Source organism: Candidatus Palauibacter sp. (assembly GCF_965261555.1).
Taxonomy (GTDB): Bacteria; Gemmatimonadota; Gemmatimonadetes; order Palauibacterales; family Palauibacteraceae; genus Palauibacter.
Genome location: NZ_OZ253465.1, coordinates 3,487,711 through 3,504,668 on the forward strand (window position 1 = coordinate 3,487,711; position 16,958 = coordinate 3,504,668).

Consider the following 16,958-nt stretch of genomic DNA (forward strand, 5'->3'; position numbering starts at 1 on the left):
TCTCTCCCGATCAGTCGGCCCGCTCGATCCCCATGGATCGTGCGGTGCCCGCGATCATCCGCATCGCGGCCTCTTCATCGGCCGCGTTGAGATCCTTCATCTTGATCCTGGCGATCCTGCGCAGCTGGTCGTCCGTGACCTTGCCGACCTTCTCGCGGTTCGGAACCGGAGAACCCGACTCGAGACCGAGTTCCTTCTTGAGCAGCTCCACCGCCGGCGGCGTCTTGGTGATGAAGCTGAACGTCCGGTCCTTGTAGACCGTGATCTCGACCGGGATGATCGTGCCGGCTTCCTGCTGGGTCTGCGCGTTGAACGCCTTGCAGAAGTCCATGATGTTGAGGCCGTGCTGGCCCAGGGCAGGACCCACGGGCGGGGCCGGATTCGCCTGCCCCCCCGGAATCTGCAGCTTGATGAATCCGGTAACCTGTTTCTTCGGCGGCATCAGAACCCCTGCAGCTGCGTGTAGTCCAGTTCAACCGAGGTCGGGCGTCCGAACAGGCTCACCTGCACGCGCACCTTGCCCTTCTCCGCAAACACTTCCTCCACCGTTCCGCTGAAATCGCTGAACGGTCCTTCCATGACTTCCACGACCTGCCCCGGCCGGAAGGGGATCTCCGTTTCCGGACTCGCCTGCTCGAGTTCGTCCGCGATGCCGAGGATCTTGTTCATCTCCTCGGTCTTGAGCGGCTGGGGGTCTTTCCCGCTCCCCACGAACTTGATGACGCCGGGGACGTTGTTGACGACGTACATCGTGTTCTGGTCCAGCAGCATCTGAATCAGCACGTAGCCCGGGTAGAGCCGCTTCGTCGACTTGACGCGCTTCCCTCCCTTGATCTCGACGACTTCCTGCGTGGGGACGATGACCTCACGAATCGGAGGCTCATCCCCGTACTCCTGGATCTTCTGCTCCAGAAGCGTCTTCACCTTCTTCTCGTGGCCCGAGTACGTCTGCAGCGCGTACCAGCGCGGCGCGTCCTCGGGCGGACCGGTCTGCGCGGCTCCCGCGCCCGCGGACTCAACCACCGAACGACCTGACGATGAATCGCACCGCCGCCGCGAAGACCGAATCCATGGCCCCGATGACGATGGCCATGATGAAGACGAAGATCAGGATGCCGATCGTTGCACCGCGCAACTGATCCTTGTCGGGCCATGTGACCCGACGCATCTCGACCTGTACCTGTTCCGCGAACTCCTGGGTTCTTCTGACGATGCCGGCCAATCGAACCCCTTACCGTGTTTCTTTGTGCATTTTATGTCCGTTGCAGCGGCGACAGTACTTCTTCTGCTCGGCCCGCTGCGGATGGGTCCGCCGATTCTTCGTCGTCGAATAGTTGCGCTCTTTGCACTCCGTGCATTCGAGCGTAATCCGAACCCTCATTTTCGTTTCCTAGTCGTGGATGGCGGTGACGACCCCGGCGCCCACCGTCCGGCCTCCCTCGCGGATCGCGAACCGGAGGTTCTCCTCCATCGCGATCGGCGCGATCAGCTCCACCGCCATATTCACATTGTCCCCCGGCATCACCATCTCCACCCCCTCGGGCAGCTCCGCCGAGCCCGTCACGTCCGTCGTCCGGAAGTAGAACTGCGGACGGTACCCGTTGAAGAACGGCGTATGCCGCCCGCCCTCGTTCTTCGTCAGCACGTACACCTCCGCCGAAAACTTCCGGTGCGGTGTGATCGACCGAGGGTGAGCGACCACCATCCCCCGCTCCACCTCCGTCTTCGCCACCCCGCGAAGCAGAAGCCCCGCGTTGTCCCCCGCCTGACCCTCGTCCAGGATCTTCCGGAACATCTCCACGCCCGTCACCACCGTCTTCTTCTCCGAGCCCAGGCCCACCAGCTCCACGCCCTCGCCCGTCTTGACCACCCCGCGCTCGATCCGGCCCGTCACCACCGTCCCGCGACCCGTGATCGTGAACACGTCCTCCACCGGCATCAGGAACGGCTTGTCCGTCGCGCGCTCCGGAACCGGGATGTAGCTGTCCAACGCTTCCATCAACTCCCCGATGCACGCCGTCTCCGACGCCGACGGATCCCCGCTCTCCAAAGCCTGCAGCGCCGAGCCACGTACCACCGGCACGTCATCGCCGGGAAACTCGTACTCGCTCAGAAGCTCCCGTACCTCCAGCTCCACCAGGTCCAGCAACTCCTCGTCGTCGACCTGGTCCACCTTGTTCAAAAACACCACGATGTACGGCACGTTCACCTGGCGGGCCAACAAAATGTGCTCCCGCGTCTGCGGCATCGGTCCGTCCGCCGCCGACACCACCACGATCGCGCCGTCCATCTGCGCCGCGCCCGTGATCATGTTCTTCACGTAGTCCGCGTGGCCCGGGCAGTCCACGTGTGCGTAATGTCGCCCCGCCGACTCGTACTCCACGTGAGCCGTCGCGATCGTGATCCCCCGCTCCCGCTCCTCCGGAGCCTTGTCGATCTGATCGAACGCCACGTACTCCCCGTATCCCTTCTGTGCCTGTACCTGGGTGATCGCCGCCGTCAGCGTCGTCTTCCCGTGGTCCACGTGCCCGATCGTCCCCACGTTCACGTGCGGCTTCGTTCGCTCGAACTTTTCCTTCGCCATCGCCCCTCGTTCTCCTCTCGGACTACGGGTTCGGCGGAGTGGCCCCGCGACGGATGCTCCTCTTGCTCGCGCGCGGGCTACGCCCTTTGTTTCGTCAGTGGTCTCGTGAAGGTGGTGGGGGGAGGATTCGAACCTCCGAAGGCATAAGCCAGCAGATTTACAGTCTGCCCCGTTTGGCCGCTTCGGTACCCCACCGCCGGTACCTGGCGCCCGATCGACGCCCGATCGATAAGTTCCAGGGTTCGCCGCTTCGGGGCGGCTGTTCGTCCGACTCGACCGAGCTGGCGGTGGGACTCGAACCCACAACCTCCGGATTACAAATCCGACGCTCTACCGGTTGAGCTACGCCAGCGACCCTTCCGCACAACAGTCTTCTAACATAGGGGTACGCGTGGCCGACCGTCAAGGTGTTTTCGGGCACCCGATTCGGTCGCCATTCGAGGCCGCCGTGCCCTCATTTTATCGCCCGGAGCGGACGCGGCACCTGGATCGTGCGACCCCCGATCCGAAGGCGAGTGAACTCCGCCAGATCCTCCACGCTCACCCCGCGGGACTCGAGCTCGGCGCGAATCGCGTCGGCGCTTGCGAAGTCCCGGTTCGTTCGGGCGCGTTCGCGTTCCCCGACGCGAGCCGTGGCCCATGCGACGAGTTCGTCGTCGCCACCGGATGACTCGCGGTCCCGCACGGCGAGCACCCCGAAGACGCGATCGAACGCGTCGATCATGGCAAGCGCCGCCTCCACGCCCGACGGGGCTCGAGGATGGGCGCGGTCGAGCAGGTGATTCGCTTCCCGGACGAGTCCGAACACCGCGGAAAGTGCTTCACTCACGTTCAGGTCGTCGTCCATCGCGGCTTCGAACGCAGCACGCGCTCGCGCCGCGACATCTCCGAGATCGGTCGAGGCATCGGTCTCCGCCTCGCCGGCCTCGCGCAGCCGGTTCCTGAACTCGTACAGGCGGTTCACGGCCTTCGCCGCGGCCTCCAGGCCGTCGAAGGTGAAGTTCAGCTGGGCCCGATGATGTCCGCTGAGCAGCAGATACCGGACCGCCGAGGGCGCGTGTCCGCGGTCGACGAGTTCCGGGATCGTAAAGCAGTTGCCGAGCGACTTCGACATCTTCCGGCCTTCGACCAGAAGGTGTTCGGCATGGAGCCAGAACTCCGAGAACGTCTTCCCCGTCACCCCTTCCGACTGTGCGATCTCGTTGGTGTGATGCGGGAAGAGGTTGTCGATTCCTCCGGTGTGGATGTCGAGCGTTTCGCCCAGGTGGTGCATCGCCATCGCCGAGCACTCGAGGTGCCAGCCCGGCCGGCCCGGCCCCCACGGAGAATCCCACACCGCCACGGCCCCATCGGCGTCGGGGTCGCCGCCCTTCCAGAGGACGAAATCTCTCGGGTCGTCCTTGTCGTACTCCTCATCCCCCGCGGCCCTGCCGGCGGCCGCGAGTCCCGCGCAGTCGATCCCCGCCAGCCGCCCGTATTCGGGCGCACGCCCGATCGCGAAGTATACGGAACCCTCGCTCTCGTAGGTGAGTCCCCGCTCGGAGAGGGCTTCAATCAGCCGGATCATCCCCTCGACGAAGCGGGTCGCCCGCGGCCGATGCTCCGGTTCCTCGAGCCCGAGCGTCTCCCAGTCCTCGATGAACATCTCGATCACGGGATCGGTGACGTCGGCCAGCGGCACGCCCCGGGCAGAGGCCGCCGCGATCGTCCGATCATCGACATCCGTCAGGTTCATCACCTGGCAGACCTCGTATCCCTTGAACCGGAGGTAGCGACGAAGCAGGTCTTCCCACGCAAAGGCGCGGAAGTTCCCGATATGCGCGCGATCGTACACCGTGGGCCCGCAGGTGTACATTCGCACGCGGCCCGGTTCGAGGGACTTGAACGGGCGGAGCCGCCGCGTAAGGGAGTCGTAGAGCCGGAGACTCATCGCCCGCCCTGAGGGAGGTAGCGTTCCGTTCGCCAGGCACGGTATGCGGCGATTTCCTCCGCGTGGCGTTCACGGGAGACCTGCAGGCAACCACCGAGCTGGCGGTCCGACCGGTCGAGGATGAGTCCCGCGAGGACGCCGGCCTCGCGCGCGAAGGCGAGTTCGTCGAGCGGCTCGTACGCGGGCCCGCCGAAGAGGAGTCGCGCCGCGACCCACCCGTCGATGAACCCGTCGACGGCCTCGACTTCCCGTGAGAAGAGCTCGTCGCAGGCCACGTCGGGATCCTGACGCACGGCGTGCATCCGCAGGACCGCGTAGCTCTCGTACGCCCGGCCGGCCTCCCGCAGATTTCCCGGCATCACGAGCGCGGCGCTCGAATCCGTCACGACTTCGACCGCGTTCCATGGCCAAGCATCCCGCGCCTCGGATTCGTCCAGCTCCCGCCCGAACGACCGGTAGTAGAGCACGAGAGGGTCCTCCACGAGATCGGTCATGAGGGAGTCGGAACGATCCCGGAAGCGGAGGAGGAGGTCGGCCTCGAACTCCACGACGCTGCCGGAAGGGGCCGTCAGGCGATACTGGGCGTCAAGCGACTCCGCGCCGACGAGTCCGGCGAGCACGGCCAGCGCCGCCGCGATCCGCGGTCGGCGGCCCGCGCTACCCGCCGGCCGCGGTGAGGACGAGTTGGGGGCGTTCCGCCTCGGAATCCGACCGCCGGTCGAGGAGCCCCGCGAATTCGAGAACGTCATCGCCTGCCCCACCGAGCAGCTCCCGCTCGCGGGCGAGCAGGTTGTTCGAGACCTCGAGCGCCGACCGCTCGCCGGTCCAGTGCTCCTCCACCACATCCCAGCCAAGCTCCTCTCCGATCCGGTGCGTCACATACGCACAGCAGAAAACATCATCCAGAAAACCATACGGTCCGACCTCATCTTCCGGGATCACATCATCCGGACTCACGAGGTAGGCGATGGCCGCATCCACCAGAATCCGCTGCTGTCGGGTCAGACGCGGGTCCTTCATGAGCGTGAACATCAACAAACCGTAGACGGGCGCGAGGATGACGACGTCACGCAACGTGCCGGCGTATCGTGCGACCTGATCCTTCATCCCCTGGAGGTAGGCGCTTGGCATCCCCTTCCAATCCCGATCCCGGTGGAACGCGCAACCGGGCGGCCAGGCCTGATGGGCACGGCGCGGCGGCGGGCGCGACGCCCAAACATACCACCGGCTCTTTCGCGCTGTAACCCCTTCATTCTGCTCGGTCACGGGGTTCCGGCGGCGAAGGGCTACTCGACCGTCACGGTCTTCGCGAGGTTCCGCGGGCGATCCACGTCGCAACCCCTCAGGACCGCGATGTGGTAGGCGAGAAGCTGCAACGGAACGACGTTGACGATCGGTTGCAGGAGAGGCAGCGTCGCGGGCACCGGGATCAGGTGATCCACCTTGCGGGCGAGATCGTCCTCCCGGCGGGTCACGAGCGCGATCACGCGGCCGCCGCGCGTCTTCACCTCCTCGATGTTCACGAGCACCTTCGAGTAGACGGCGCTGCGCGGAGCCATGAAGACGACGGGCATGTCCTCGTCGATGAGTGCGATCGGGCCGTGCTTCATCTCGGCCGCCGGGTATCCCTCGGCGTGGATGTAGGAGATCTCCTTCAGCTTGAGCGCCCCCTCGAGGGCGATCGGGAAGTTCGGACCCCGCCCCAGGTAGAGGAAGTTGCGCGCGGACGCGAACTCCTCCGCCACCCGCCGGATGTGGTCCTCCGTTGCCAGCACCTGTTCGATGAGGGCGGGAAGGCCGAGGAGCGCGCGCACGAAGCCGCGGCCCTCCTCGCGGCTCATCCCGCGCCGCCTCGCGATCATGAGGCCGAGGAGCGCGAGAGAAACGACCTGCGCCACGAAGGCCTTCGTGGACGCGACGCCGATCTCCGGACCGGCGTGCGTATAGATTCCGGCGCGAGTCTCCCGCGCGACCGTCGAGCCCACCACGTTGACGATTCCGAAGGTGGGGGCCCCGAGCCGCCCGGCTTCGCGCACGGCCGCGAGCGTGTCCGCCGTCTCCCCGGACTGGGAGATGCCGCCCACCAGGGTCCCCGGAGCGATGATCGGGTTCCGGTATCGGAACTCGGAAGCGTACTCCACTTCGACCGGGAGGCGCGCGAGTGTCTCGATCAGGTACTCGCCGACAAGCGCCGCGTGCCAACTCGTCCCGCACCCCGTGAGGATGATGCGCTCGGCACCGTCGATGTCCGGGCGGAATTCGTCGAGCCCGCCCAGCCGGGCCGTGCCTTCCTCCGCCAGCAGCCGGCCCCGCATCGCATCGCGCACGGTGTGCGGCTGTTCGTGAATCTCGCGGAGCATGAAGTGGGGGTATCCCGCCTTCTCGATCCGCTCGAGGTTCCAGTCGACGCGGCTGATTTCCTTCGGGACGGGCTCCCAGCCGGCGCGGCCGCGGTTTCTCCCGAGATCGACGGTCCGGTGTCCGGAAGAGGTGATGACGGCCATCTCGTCGTCTTCCAGATACACGATGCTGCGGGTGTGCTCGAGAACCGCCGCCACGTCCGAGGCCACCCAGGTCGCCTCTTCGCCCTTCTCCCCGATCCCGAGCAGCAGTGGGGCGCCGCGGCGCGCGACGACGATCCGCCCCGGGTCGTGCACGCTCATGACGGCAAGCCCCAGCGTACCCTCCACCTGGGTCAGCGCGGCGGCGACGGCGCGCTCGAGGTTCCCCTGGAACGCTTCCTCGATCAGGTGCGCGACGACCTCGGTGTCGGTCTCCGACGTGAAGCGGTGGCCGAGTTCGGTGAGCTTCGTTCGCAGTGCGTCGCAGTTCTCGATCACGCCGTTATGGACCAGCGCGACCTCGCCTCGGCCGCCCATCAGCGGGTGGGCATTGGCGTGGGTGGGCGCACCGTGCGTCGCCCAGCGGGTGTGAGCGATTCCGGCCTTGCCGGAAAGGGGGACGTCGACGAGCCGGTCCGCCAGGTCGTCGACGCGGCCCGCGCACTTGTGGAGATCGAGCCTGGAACCGGTGTGGACGGCGAGGCCCGCCGAGTCGTACCCGCGATACTCGAGGCGGCGGAGGCCGTTCAAGAGAAGAGGGGCCGCCTCCGCTGACCCGACATAACCGACGATTCCGCACATCGGCCGCTCAGACCGCGCGCCGCACGAGGGCTTCGATCCAGTCCGCGCGCTCGTCCGCCAGTTCTTCGCACGGCGCCTCCGCCATGACGCGGAAGATCGGCTCGGTTCCGGACGGTCTGGCGTGGATCCACGACCCATCCGGCCACTCGAGCCGGACTCCGTCCTGCCGGTCCATCTCCGCTCCGGACGGGGCCGCGGCCGCGATCGCGGCAAGCGCCTCCTCCACACCCAGTCCATCCCGGGAGATCGTTCGCTTCACAATCCGGTACGAGGCCCGCTCGTCGACCACTGCGCCGAGCGTGGAACGGCTCTCCGCGAGAAACTGCAGGATGAGGGCGGCGGCCAGCGGGGCGTCCCGCGTGAGGTGCAACCCCGCATAGATCACGCCGCCGTTTCCCTCTCCCCCGATCGAGCTCCCCGCCTCGAGCATGCGGGCGACGACGTTGGCCTCCGCCACCGGCGTGCGGAGCAGTGGCACGCCGACGCGATCCGCCGCGTCCTGAATCAGGCGGCTGGCGGAGAGGTTCGTCACGACGGGGGCGGGCTCGCGCGCCGCGACGAGTTCGACGGCCAGCGCGAGGGTCCAGTCCTCGCCCACGGGACGCCCGTTCTCGTCCACCAGGGCGAGGCGGTCGACATCGGGGTCCACGGCGAAGCCGACGTCCGCGCCGACTTCCGTCACGCGTGCGGAGAGCGTCCCGAGGTTCTCCACCAGAGGCTCAGGGGGTCGCGGGAAACGGCCGTCGGGTTCCAGATCGAGGCCGCTCACCCGGCAGCCGAGGCTCTGGAGCAGCGGGAGCATGATCGGCCCCCCGGCGCCGCGCACGCAGTCGAGTGCGACGTGGAAGGCGTTCGACGCGATGCGTTCGCGGTCGATGATCGGCAGCGAGAGAATCCGCTCGACGTGGGCGCGGCCGGCGCCTTCCCGCGCGTTTCTGTCTCCCGTGCGCGCAGACTCACCGTACTCGATCTCTCCCTCGAACCTTCGCTGGACGTCCCGTCCGGCAGCCGGCGAGAGAAACCGCCCCTCGCGCGCCACCAGCTTGAGCCCGTTCCAGGGCGCGGGGTTGTGGGAGGCCGTAACGAGAAGTCCGCCGATCGCGGCCTCGTCCTCCTCGACGGCGAGGAGACCCGTGGGCGTCGCCACCATCCCGAGGTCGCACACGTCCACCCCGACGGCCCGGACCCCCGCGGACACGGCGTCGAGCAGCACGGGCCCGGAGACACGGCTGTCACGGCCGATCAGGACGTGCCCCCCGCCGGGAGCTCCGGCGGCGATGTGGCTGGCGAAGGCGGCACCGTAGCGGGCCGCGATGTCGGGCGTGAGCCCTCGTCCGACGATGCCGCGAATGCCTGAAGCAGAAACGATGAGTGACCCTGACACGCTGTTCTCCACGAACGGTGAGATGGACGCGGGATCTTAATGGTTGGGCGTCCGCGCGGCTTGCGGCGACGGCTCCGGTCGCCCTCGCCGCACGGCGGGAATACTTTGCGACACTACACTGGATCCGCGATGCGTCGTGCCACGCGTCGTCTGCCTCTACCCGAGCCGGAGATGAAGACGTGGACCCAGCCGCCCGACGGTTCGGAACCCGGGCCATCCACGCCGGGCAGCGCCCCGATCCCACGACCGGGGCGATCATGACGCCTATCTTCCAGACATCGACCTACGTGCAGGACGCCGTCGGCTCGCCGCGCGAGGGCTACGACTACGCGCGGGTCAGGAACCCCACCCGCGAAGCCCTGCAGGCGAACCTGGCCGCTCTCGAGAACGGGCGGTACGGCGCGGCGTTCTCCTCGGGTCTCGCGGCGACGGAAGCCATCGTCAAGACGGTGCTCAACGCGGGCGACCACCTCATCTGCGGCGCGGACGTCTACGGGGGCGTCGATCGCATGCTGCGACACGTGTGGGAGCGGTTCGGCGTCGACTTCGATTTTGTGAACACGGGAGATCTCGATCAGGTTCGCGCCGCGATCCGCCCGGAGACGCGCCTCGTCCACGTGGAAACGCCGAGCAACCCGACGATGACGATCACGGATATTGCGGCGTGCGCCGCGATCGCTCGCGACGCGGGGGCCGTATTGTCCGTCGACAACACGTTTGCGACCCCTTTTCTCCAGCGCCCGCTCGACGATGGCGCCGATGTCGTGATGCACTCGACGACGAAGTTTCTCAACGGACACAGCGACATGATCGGTGGCGCGCTGGTCACGAACTCCGGGGAGCTCGCCGAAGGGTTCAGCTTTCAGCAGAAGACGAGCGGGGCCATCCCCGGCCCCTTCGACTGCTGGCTCGTCCTCCGCGGCACGAAGACGCTGCACCTGCGCATGCCGGCCCACTGCCGGAACGCGCAACGGGTCGTCGATGTCCTCCAGGGGCACGGCGAAGTCGAATCCGTCCTTTATCCCGGCCTGGCGAACCACCCCCAGCACGCCCTGGCCAGACGTCAGATGCGCGACTTCGGCTCCATGGTGAGCTTCGATCTGGGCACGGAAGAACGGGCCAACCGCTTCGCCGGACTCACGCAGGTGTTCCAACTGGCCGAGAGTCTCGGCGGGGTCGAAAGCCTGGTATGCGTTCCCTTTTCGATGACCCACGCCTCGGTCCCCGACGAAAAGAAGCGGGAGATCGGACTGGGCCCGGGACTCGTCCGGCTGTCGGTGGGCGTGGAGGACGGTGACGACCTCGCGGAGGACATCGAGCAGGCCCTGGCCCGCCTCTGAGCGGCGGGGTGCGGCAGTCCCGGAGTTGAAACAGGGAATCGGGGCCGGACGTAGAGCCGGGAGCGCGGAAGCCGGCCCCGCGAATCGGCCGGCTCACCATGAGCGCGATATGACGCGCAGGGGGTGATTGATGGCGGCAGGTGACGAACACCAGAGGCGGATCCTCACGCAGATCGCCGCGGTCTCGTGGGAACACCCGGCGGACCGGGCGGCGCTGAATACGCTCCGCAGGATTCCGGGGTTCGACCTCGCCCTGCGAAAGATCCTCGCGCTCTTCGGAGAGCGCGCGCTCCGACTGGCCTTCAAGGCGAACGCGGTACGGACGTCGGAGACGCAATACGCCTGGGTTCACGCGCGTCTCGCCCGCGTCTGTGAAGTGCTCGACGTGGAGAAGCCGCCGGAGTGCTACGTCTCGCAGACGCCGATCGTGAACGCCGGGGCCGTCGGTTTCGGCGAGCCGTTCATCGTCCTCAACTCCTCGATGCTGGAGATTCTCTCCGAGGACGAGGTCGAGAGCGTGCTCGGCCACGAAGTCGGACACATTCTGTCCGGCCACGTGCTCTACAGGACGCTCCTGATCCTGATCCTCAACCTGGTGATCCTCCGATACACCCTCGCGGGGCTGGCGTTGCGACCGATCCTCATGGCCCTGATGGAATGGTACCGGAAGAGCGAACTCTCGTCGGACCGCGCCGGGCTCCTCGCGGTGCAGAATCCGCGGGTCGCGATGTCCGCGCTGATGCAGCTTGCGGGCGGCGGGCGCGGCGTCTCCCTGGACCTGGACGAGTTCATCGCGCAGTCGGACGAGTACCGGGCGGGCGGCGACCTCCTCGACGCGGTCTACAAGGTGCTCAACGTGCTCGGCCAGACCCATCCGTTCGCGGTGATCCGCGTGGCCGAACTGCGCGACTGGATCGAGAGCGGCGAGTACGACCGCATTCTCGCGGGCGAGTACCAGCACCGGGACGAGAAGGACGACCGCCCGTATCGCGAGGATCTCCGTGAGGCGGCGAAGGGCTATCAGGACGGCGCTCGCGAACTCTTCGACGAGGTCGACGCCGCGGTGGACCGATTGCGGGATCGGCTGACCGGCGCCTTCAGGGGACGCGCGGAAGACTAGCCGCCGTTGCCCGGCGGGGACGGGCGCGTCATCCTGCCGCCATGAACCTCCTCATCATCGGAAGCGGCGGCCGGGAGCACGCCTTCGCGGACTGTCTCCGCCGCGACGCGCCGGACGCCACGATCTACGCGGCGCCCGGCAACCCGGGCATGCTCGACACGGCGGAACTCGTCGACATCGGGGCCGACGACATCGGACGTCTCCTCGACTTCGCGGCGGCGCGGCGCATCGACCTCACGGTCGTCGGACCCGAAGCGCCTCTCGCGGCGGGGATCGCCGACCGCTTCGCCGAGGCCGGCCTGCCTGTTTTCGGGCCCGACCGGGCGGGAGCCCGCCTCGAGGCTTCCAAGGCGTTCGCCAAACAGCTGATGCGCGACTGCGGCGTTCCGACGGCGGATCACGAGACGTTCGACGATGCCGCGGCGGCGCTGGACTACGTCGCGGGCCACGAGGAGCCCCTCGTCGTAAAGGCTTCCGGCCTGGCGGCCGGCAAGGGCGCGATCGTCTGCGAAACGCGCGGTGAAGCCCGGACGGCGATCGAGGAGATGATGGTCGACCGCAAGTTCGGGGACGCGGGCGGACGGGTCGTGATCGAGGAGTTCATGCGTGGAGTGGAGCTGTCCGTCTTCTTCGTGGCGGACGGGGAGCGCGCCGTCCCGCTGCTCACATCCCGCGACTACAAGCGGGTCGGGGAGGGAGACCGCGGCCTGAACACCGGCGGCATGGGGGCGTACTCCCCCGCGGCTCCCGCGGATCCGGATTTCATCGACGAGGTGCGGCGCGAGATCGCGCAGCCGGTGCTCGAGGCGATGGCGGAGTCCGGCGCCCCCTATCGCGGCTTCCTGTACGCGGGGCTCATGCTGACCGCCGCGGGGCCGCGCGTCGTCGAGTTCAACTGTCGGATGGGAGATCCGGAGACGCAGGTCGTCCTCCCGCTCACGCGTTCGAACCTGCTCGAGCCGATGCTGCGGGTTGCGCACGGTGACTCGCTCGCCGGCTGGCGTCCCGAAGCCGCTCCCGGGCACGCGCTCGTCACCGTGCTGGCGAGCGCCGGATACCCGGAGAGCTCGGATTCCGGGCGGCCGATCGAGATACCGGCCTTCGACCCCGCCGAGGTGAGGGTGTTTCACGCCGGGACCGCGATGAGGGAGGGTCGGCTGGTCACCGCCGGAGGCCGGGTGCTCGGGATCACCGGGTTCGGCGGGACGCTCGAAGAAGCGGCGCGGCGCAGCCGCGTGGCCGCGGCCCGGATCCGATTTGATGGCGCCCATTCGCGATCCGACATCGGCTGGCACGAACTGGATCCCGGCCGGCTCGGGCCCGACGAGTCGGCGCGAATCCGTCCCTCAAGTACGACCTCGGGTGGCTAGCGCGTCATCGTGCCGGAACTCCCCGAGGTCGAGACGATGCGCCGGGATCTCGCCCCGCTCCTCCGTGGCCGGCGGATCCGCTGCACCCGGGTCCATCACGACGACCTGATCCTCGGAGGGCTTTCGGCGCGGTCGTTCTCCCGCGCCGTGCTCGGACGCACCTTCGGAGACGTGGACCGCCGGGCCAAGTTCCTGCTCTTCCCACTCCATGGGGCGGACGGCATCGACGGTCCGGTTGAGAGGCTGATGCGCGTCCAGGTCCGCATGACCGGCCGTTTCGCCCTCGCCCCGCAACGTCCGGACCCCGCAGATTTCCGGCATCCGGGCCTCGACCTCGAACTCGACGATGGCCGGACGCTCTTCTACGACGATGTCCGCCGCCTCGGCGGCTTCGACCTGCTGACGCTCGAGGCATGGAAGACCCGCGAGGCCGCGCTCGGACCGGAGCCCCTTGGTCGAACGTTCACCGCCGCCCGTCTGGCTCGCATCGTCGCGCCGCTGCGGGCGCCGATCAAGAACACGCTGCTGGACCAGCGGCGCGTCGCGGGCCTGGGGAACATCTACGCCAGTGAGGCGTTGTACCGCGCGAGGATCGACCCGCGCCGACCGGCGGGGTCGCTCGACCCGCAGGACGTGCGCCGGCTGCATCGGGGGGTGCGGGCGGTCCTCCGCGAGGCGCTCGAGAGCGCGGGAACGACGCTGCGGGACTATCGCGCCGTCAACGGCCGCTCGGGCTCATTTCAGACGCGGCTGGACGTCTACGGGCGCGAGGGAGTCGCGTGCCCCGCTTGCGACCGACCGATCCGTCGGATCGTGCAGGCCGGACGGAGTTCGTTCTTCTGTGCCGGCTGCCAGCGTTAGCATCGTCCGCCCCGGGATGGGGTCGGCGCATGCCGGCAACGGCCTTCGGCGCGCATATTGGTCGCGGAGCCGTGTAGGAAGGGCCGGAACCCGGCATGCCGCGTCGGTCGCGGCGAGCCGGCCGGCGGCGGCCCGCCGCCGCGACCCGGAGGGGCAGAATCGAGTGAAATACTCGGATCACAGCGAGCAGACGCTGGTGGAGATGTGCCTCCGCGGCGATGAACGGGCGGCGCGCGAGATCGTGCTCCGGTTCGAACGTCCCGTCTTCTCTCTCATCTTCCGGATGGTGCGGGACCGGGAACTGGCGGAGGACCTGGCCCAGGAGACGTTCGTCCGCACGTTGAACAATCTCCGCCGCTACGATCCCTCCTACAAGTTTTCCTCCTGGCTCTTCAAGATCGGCTACAACCTGACGATAGATCATCTGCGCAGGAAGGAACTCGATGTCGTTTCCATGCACGGCGCGCCGGACGCGGTGACCCCGGACCGGCAGGCCGCGACGGAAATCACGCTGGTCTCGGGTGATGAACGACCCGATGAACTCCTCGAGGCCCGTGAACTCGGCTCCGAGATCGAAGCGGCCATCGGACAGCTGCGACCCGAATACCGAACCGCGATCCTCCTGCGGCACATCGAGGGCTACGCGTACGATGAAATTGCGCAGGTGATGGAGATCCCGCTCGGAACCGTGAAGACGTATATCCACCGGGCGAGAAACGAATTGAAGGCCGCTCTCGTACATCTGACGGAGCCGTAGGAGCGCGCAGCCGCTCTTGCCGAGGGTTGCCTGCGCCTCCAGGGGAGAACAGGAGTGAACTTGCCGCATCTTACACCTGAGGAAATCGAGCGAATGGCCCGCCGGAGGCGAGCGTCGTCCCCGCCCGGGACGGCGGCCGACCACCTGGCCGAGTGCGCCCGTTGCCGAAAGGAAGTGGAGGCACTGCGGGACGTCATCGCGTTTCTCGAGGGTCTGGCCGCGCATCGGCCGACCGACGGATTTGCGGAGGGCGTCGCACGGCGGGTCGACTTCGCGGGTGCCGCGCTCGATCACCAGCTGGCGCAGTTGCCCGCGTGGTCCCCGGCGCCTTCCTTCGCGAGCGATGTCCTGGCGCAGGTCGACCTGCCTCACCCGGCGCTCGACCGCGCGCTCTCAAGGCTCCGCACCTGGTCTCCCGCCCCGGCGTTCGCCTCGGCGGTCATGGCCCGCGTGCGATTGCCGGTCCCATTGCCGGAGCGCCTCCTGCGCTTCGCGCGCCGCCGCCGTGCGGCGCTGGCCACGGCGGGCGCAGCGATGCTCACCGTGTCGGGGGGCGCCGCGGCCTGGCTGTTCGGCGCTCAGGGCCTGGCGCCCGGCCAGCTTCTCACGGTGGCCTTCGGCGGTGCGCGGGCCGTGCTGGTCGACGCCATGCTCGCGACGGGCCGTTTGGCATACCGTCTCGGCCTCGTGGACGCGGCTGGATCGATCACCGACCGGATCAGCCCCGCCGCCGCGCTCGGCAGCCTGGCGCTATCGAGTCTTGTCGGACTCGCCTCTCTCTGGTTCATGGCCAGGATGTTCCGGCAGCCGCTTCCACAGCGCGTTCGCATCGAGAGGGCCGCATGAGGCGGGCGCTGGCGTTCCTGTCCTGTTTCGCGGTCGCGCTTCCCGTCGGCGCGCAGGAGGTCGGCATCGCCGACGCCGCGATCACGTTCTCCGCCGTCGGCCGGGCCGAGTTGTGGTTCGAACTGGAGAGCGGCACCGAGCATCGACTTCGCTTCGAGGGCGAGACCGTCGAGGTGGACGGAATCGGGATCGGATCCTACGCGGAGCGCGGAGGCCTGGAGAGCGCCTGGCGGGATTTCCTCCGCGAGCACGCGGGAGAGGACGCTTCCGCGGTGCGCAGCGGCCTGGTCGAATTCCGACGGTTCCTGGAGGAGTGGAGTTCATCGGCGGAGACTGCCGACGGGGATGCGGCCCGGGCCCTTGCCGGTCGGATCGACGCGATTCTCGGGCTCGCCGCGCCGTCGCCGGCCGGCGCGGCGCCCGCCCTCCCGGCGGGCGAGCCGGCGCCGGGGATCTCCGGCCAACCGGGACCCATGCAGATCGTCCCGGGCGGACTTGGCTTTGACGTCACGGGCGAGTTGGATCGGCTGCGCGACGCACTCGGACGGCTCGGCGACTCCGGCGAGTTCACCGAGGGCCGGCTGGCCATGATCGTCCATGGCGACTACGAGGTTCTCGCCGAGGCCACGATCCCGGGAGATGTCGCGATTCTCGACGGAACGCTGAGACTCGATGGAGACGTCGATGGCGACATCCTCGTGCTGGACGGTGCGCTCGTGCTTGACGGCGGCGCACGCGTGCGGGGCGATGTGCTTCAGGTGGGAGGCGAGATCGACTTGGGTGAAGATGCGTTGAGGGTCGAAGGGGAGATCCTCTCCGACATCCGCCTAACGCCTTCGGAACCGCCGGCGCGGGCAGCGCCGGACGTTCCCGCCGTTCAGCGCGTCGAGTCGTTCGAAGCCCCGATGCGCATGCGGTCCGCACAGCCGGGCCTCGGATCGCGTCTCGCGCGCAACTTCGGGCGGGCCGCCGAGGGGGTGATCGCCGCGGGTTGCGCATTCATGGTTTTCGCCGCACTCGGCTTGCTGCTCGTGTACTTCGGGCGCCGCCGGCTGGAAACCGTCTCGGACACGGTTCGGCTGGAGTTCGCCCGCTCGTTTGCCATGGGTCTCGCCGGGGAAGTGCTGTTCCTTCCCGTGCTTCTCGTCCTCACCGTGCTGATCATCACCATCCCGGTCGCACTCTTCCTCGTTCCTGCCGTGGCGCTCGCCGGGGTCTTCGGATATCTCGCGGCGGCGCACGCCGGCGGCGAGATATTCGCCCGGCGCCGCTTCCGCTCCGAATGGCTGGAGAGACTCCGCCGATCGAACTCCTATTACTACGTCGTCAGCGGACTCGCGCTTCTGATGCTCCCCTTCGCCGCCGGCGCCGCCCTGTGGGTGCTCGGCGGCGCGGCGGATTTCGTACGCGGCCTGATCCTCTTCGTGGCCATCGTCGGCACCTGGATCGTCGTCACGGCCGGGTTCGGGAGCGTCCTGCTCACGCGGGGCGGCGGACGGAGCGTCGTGATCGACTGGTCGGCGGACAGCGCTCCCGGCGACGGTGCGTCGGCGGGAGCCGGGACCGATCCGCCCTCCACCCCCCCGGATGATGCCTGATGCCCCGATAGCCCGCGCCGCGGCG

General features: G+C 68.2%; 17 protein-coding genes and 2 tRNA genes. 7 read left to right on the plus strand and 12 right to left on the minus strand.

Annotated features, from left to right (window positions below):
* Nucleotides 1-10 precede the first annotated feature (10 nt).
* The 12 genes from rplK to ACQY5G_RS15225 form a co-directional block, all read right to left on the minus strand.
* The gene (gene rplK / locus ACQY5G_RS15170) at nucleotides 11-442 is read right to left on the minus strand and encodes a 50S ribosomal protein L11 (protein ID WP_310779559.1); all 432 of its coding nucleotides are present in this window, start codon (nucleotides 440-442) and stop codon (nucleotides 11-13) included.
* Nucleotides 442-1,023: a transcription termination/antitermination protein NusG gene (gene nusG / locus ACQY5G_RS15175; protein ID WP_428275347.1), complete on the minus strand. Its 582-nt coding sequence runs from the start codon at nucleotides 1,021-1,023 to the stop codon at nucleotides 442-444. Before nusG ends, rplK begins: the two co-directional genes overlap by 1 nt.
* Complete coding sequence (gene secE / locus ACQY5G_RS15180) at nucleotides 1,016-1,222, minus strand: preprotein translocase subunit SecE (protein WP_310756536.1); 207 nt, start codon at nucleotides 1,220-1,222, stop codon at nucleotides 1,016-1,018. Before secE ends, nusG begins: the two co-directional genes overlap by 8 nt.
* A gap of 9 nt (nucleotides 1,223-1,231) precedes the next feature.
* The gene (gene rpmG, locus ACQY5G_RS15185) at nucleotides 1,232-1,381 is read right to left on the minus strand and encodes a 50S ribosomal protein L33 (protein ID WP_420616311.1); all 150 of its coding nucleotides are present in this window, start codon (nucleotides 1,379-1,381) and stop codon (nucleotides 1,232-1,234) included.
* Nucleotides 1,382-1,390: 9 nt separating this feature from the next.
* Nucleotides 1,391-2,584, minus strand: coding sequence for an elongation factor Tu (tuf, locus tag ACQY5G_RS15190; protein WP_428275337.1), 1,194 nt, complete (start codon nucleotides 2,582-2,584; stop codon nucleotides 1,391-1,393).
* A 112-nt stretch (nucleotides 2,585-2,696) separates the two neighbouring features.
* A tRNA-Tyr gene (locus tag ACQY5G_RS15195) sits at nucleotides 2,697-2,779 on the minus strand.
* Nucleotides 2,780-2,863: 84 nt separating this feature from the next.
* Nucleotides 2,864-2,936 (minus strand) — tRNA-Thr (locus tag ACQY5G_RS15200).
* Nucleotides 2,937-3,038: 102 nt separating this feature from the next.
* Complete coding sequence (gene cysS / locus ACQY5G_RS15205) at nucleotides 3,039-4,514, minus strand: cysteine--tRNA ligase (protein ID WP_428275350.1); 1,476 nt, start codon at nucleotides 4,512-4,514, stop codon at nucleotides 3,039-3,041.
* The gene (locus ACQY5G_RS15210; RefSeq protein WP_428275352.1) at nucleotides 4,511-5,134 is read right to left on the minus strand and encodes a hypothetical protein; all 624 of its coding nucleotides are present in this window, start codon (nucleotides 5,132-5,134) and stop codon (nucleotides 4,511-4,513) included. The genes cysS and ACQY5G_RS15210 overlap by 4 nt, the downstream gene beginning before the upstream one ends.
* A gap of 37 nt (nucleotides 5,135-5,171) precedes the next feature.
* On the minus strand, nucleotides 5,172-5,645 hold the full coding sequence (locus ACQY5G_RS15215; protein WP_419859459.1) for a YkvA family protein: 474 nt from the start codon (nucleotides 5,643-5,645) through the stop codon (nucleotides 5,172-5,174).
* A 155-nt stretch (nucleotides 5,646-5,800) separates the two neighbouring features.
* Nucleotides 5,801-7,657: a glutamine--fructose-6-phosphate transaminase (isomerizing) gene (glmS, locus tag ACQY5G_RS15220; protein WP_428275354.1), complete on the minus strand. Its 1,857-nt coding sequence runs from the start codon at nucleotides 7,655-7,657 to the stop codon at nucleotides 5,801-5,803.
* Between the two features lie 7 nt (nucleotides 7,658-7,664).
* The gene (locus ACQY5G_RS15225; RefSeq protein ID WP_428275356.1) at nucleotides 7,665-9,041 is read right to left on the minus strand and encodes a phosphoglucosamine mutase; all 1,377 of its coding nucleotides are present in this window, start codon (nucleotides 9,039-9,041) and stop codon (nucleotides 7,665-7,667) included.
* 179 nt (nucleotides 9,042-9,220) lie between these two features.
* Between ACQY5G_RS15225 and ACQY5G_RS15230 the strand changes: the two genes are divergently transcribed.
* The 7 genes from ACQY5G_RS15230 to ACQY5G_RS15260 all read left to right on the plus strand — a co-directional run bounded on the left by ACQY5G_RS15230 (nucleotide 9,221) and on the right by ACQY5G_RS15260 (nucleotide 16,933).
* Entirely contained in the window at nucleotides 9,221-10,381 is a 1,161-nt protein-coding gene (locus ACQY5G_RS15230) for a cystathionine gamma-synthase (protein WP_428275358.1), read from the plus strand.
* A 130-nt stretch (nucleotides 10,382-10,511) separates the two neighbouring features.
* The gene (locus ACQY5G_RS15235) at nucleotides 10,512-11,501 is read left to right on the plus strand and encodes a M48 family metallopeptidase (protein ID WP_428275360.1); all 990 of its coding nucleotides are present in this window, start codon (nucleotides 10,512-10,514) and stop codon (nucleotides 11,499-11,501) included.
* Between the two features lie 41 nt (nucleotides 11,502-11,542).
* The gene (purD, locus tag ACQY5G_RS15240) at nucleotides 11,543-12,871 is read left to right on the plus strand and encodes a phosphoribosylamine--glycine ligase (protein WP_428275362.1); all 1,329 of its coding nucleotides are present in this window, start codon (nucleotides 11,543-11,545) and stop codon (nucleotides 12,869-12,871) included.
* Nucleotides 12,872-12,880: 9 nt separating this feature from the next.
* The gene (gene mutM, locus ACQY5G_RS15245; RefSeq protein ID WP_428275364.1) at nucleotides 12,881-13,732 is read left to right on the plus strand and encodes a bifunctional DNA-formamidopyrimidine glycosylase/DNA-(apurinic or apyrimidinic site) lyase; all 852 of its coding nucleotides are present in this window, start codon (nucleotides 12,881-12,883) and stop codon (nucleotides 13,730-13,732) included.
* Between the two features lie 163 nt (nucleotides 13,733-13,895).
* Nucleotides 13,896-14,489, plus strand: a complete 594-nt coding sequence (locus ACQY5G_RS15250) for an RNA polymerase sigma factor (protein ID WP_428275366.1) — start codon at nucleotides 13,896-13,898, stop codon at nucleotides 14,487-14,489.
* A 93-nt stretch (nucleotides 14,490-14,582) separates the two neighbouring features.
* Nucleotides 14,583-15,335: a hypothetical protein gene (locus ACQY5G_RS15255; protein ID WP_428275368.1), complete on the plus strand. Its 753-nt coding sequence runs from the start codon at nucleotides 14,583-14,585 to the stop codon at nucleotides 15,333-15,335.
* The gene (locus tag ACQY5G_RS15260; RefSeq protein ID WP_428275370.1) at nucleotides 15,332-16,933 is read left to right on the plus strand and encodes a hypothetical protein; all 1,602 of its coding nucleotides are present in this window, start codon (nucleotides 15,332-15,334) and stop codon (nucleotides 16,931-16,933) included. Before ACQY5G_RS15255 ends, ACQY5G_RS15260 begins: the two co-directional genes overlap by 4 nt.
* Nucleotides 16,934-16,958: the final 25 nt, after the last annotated feature.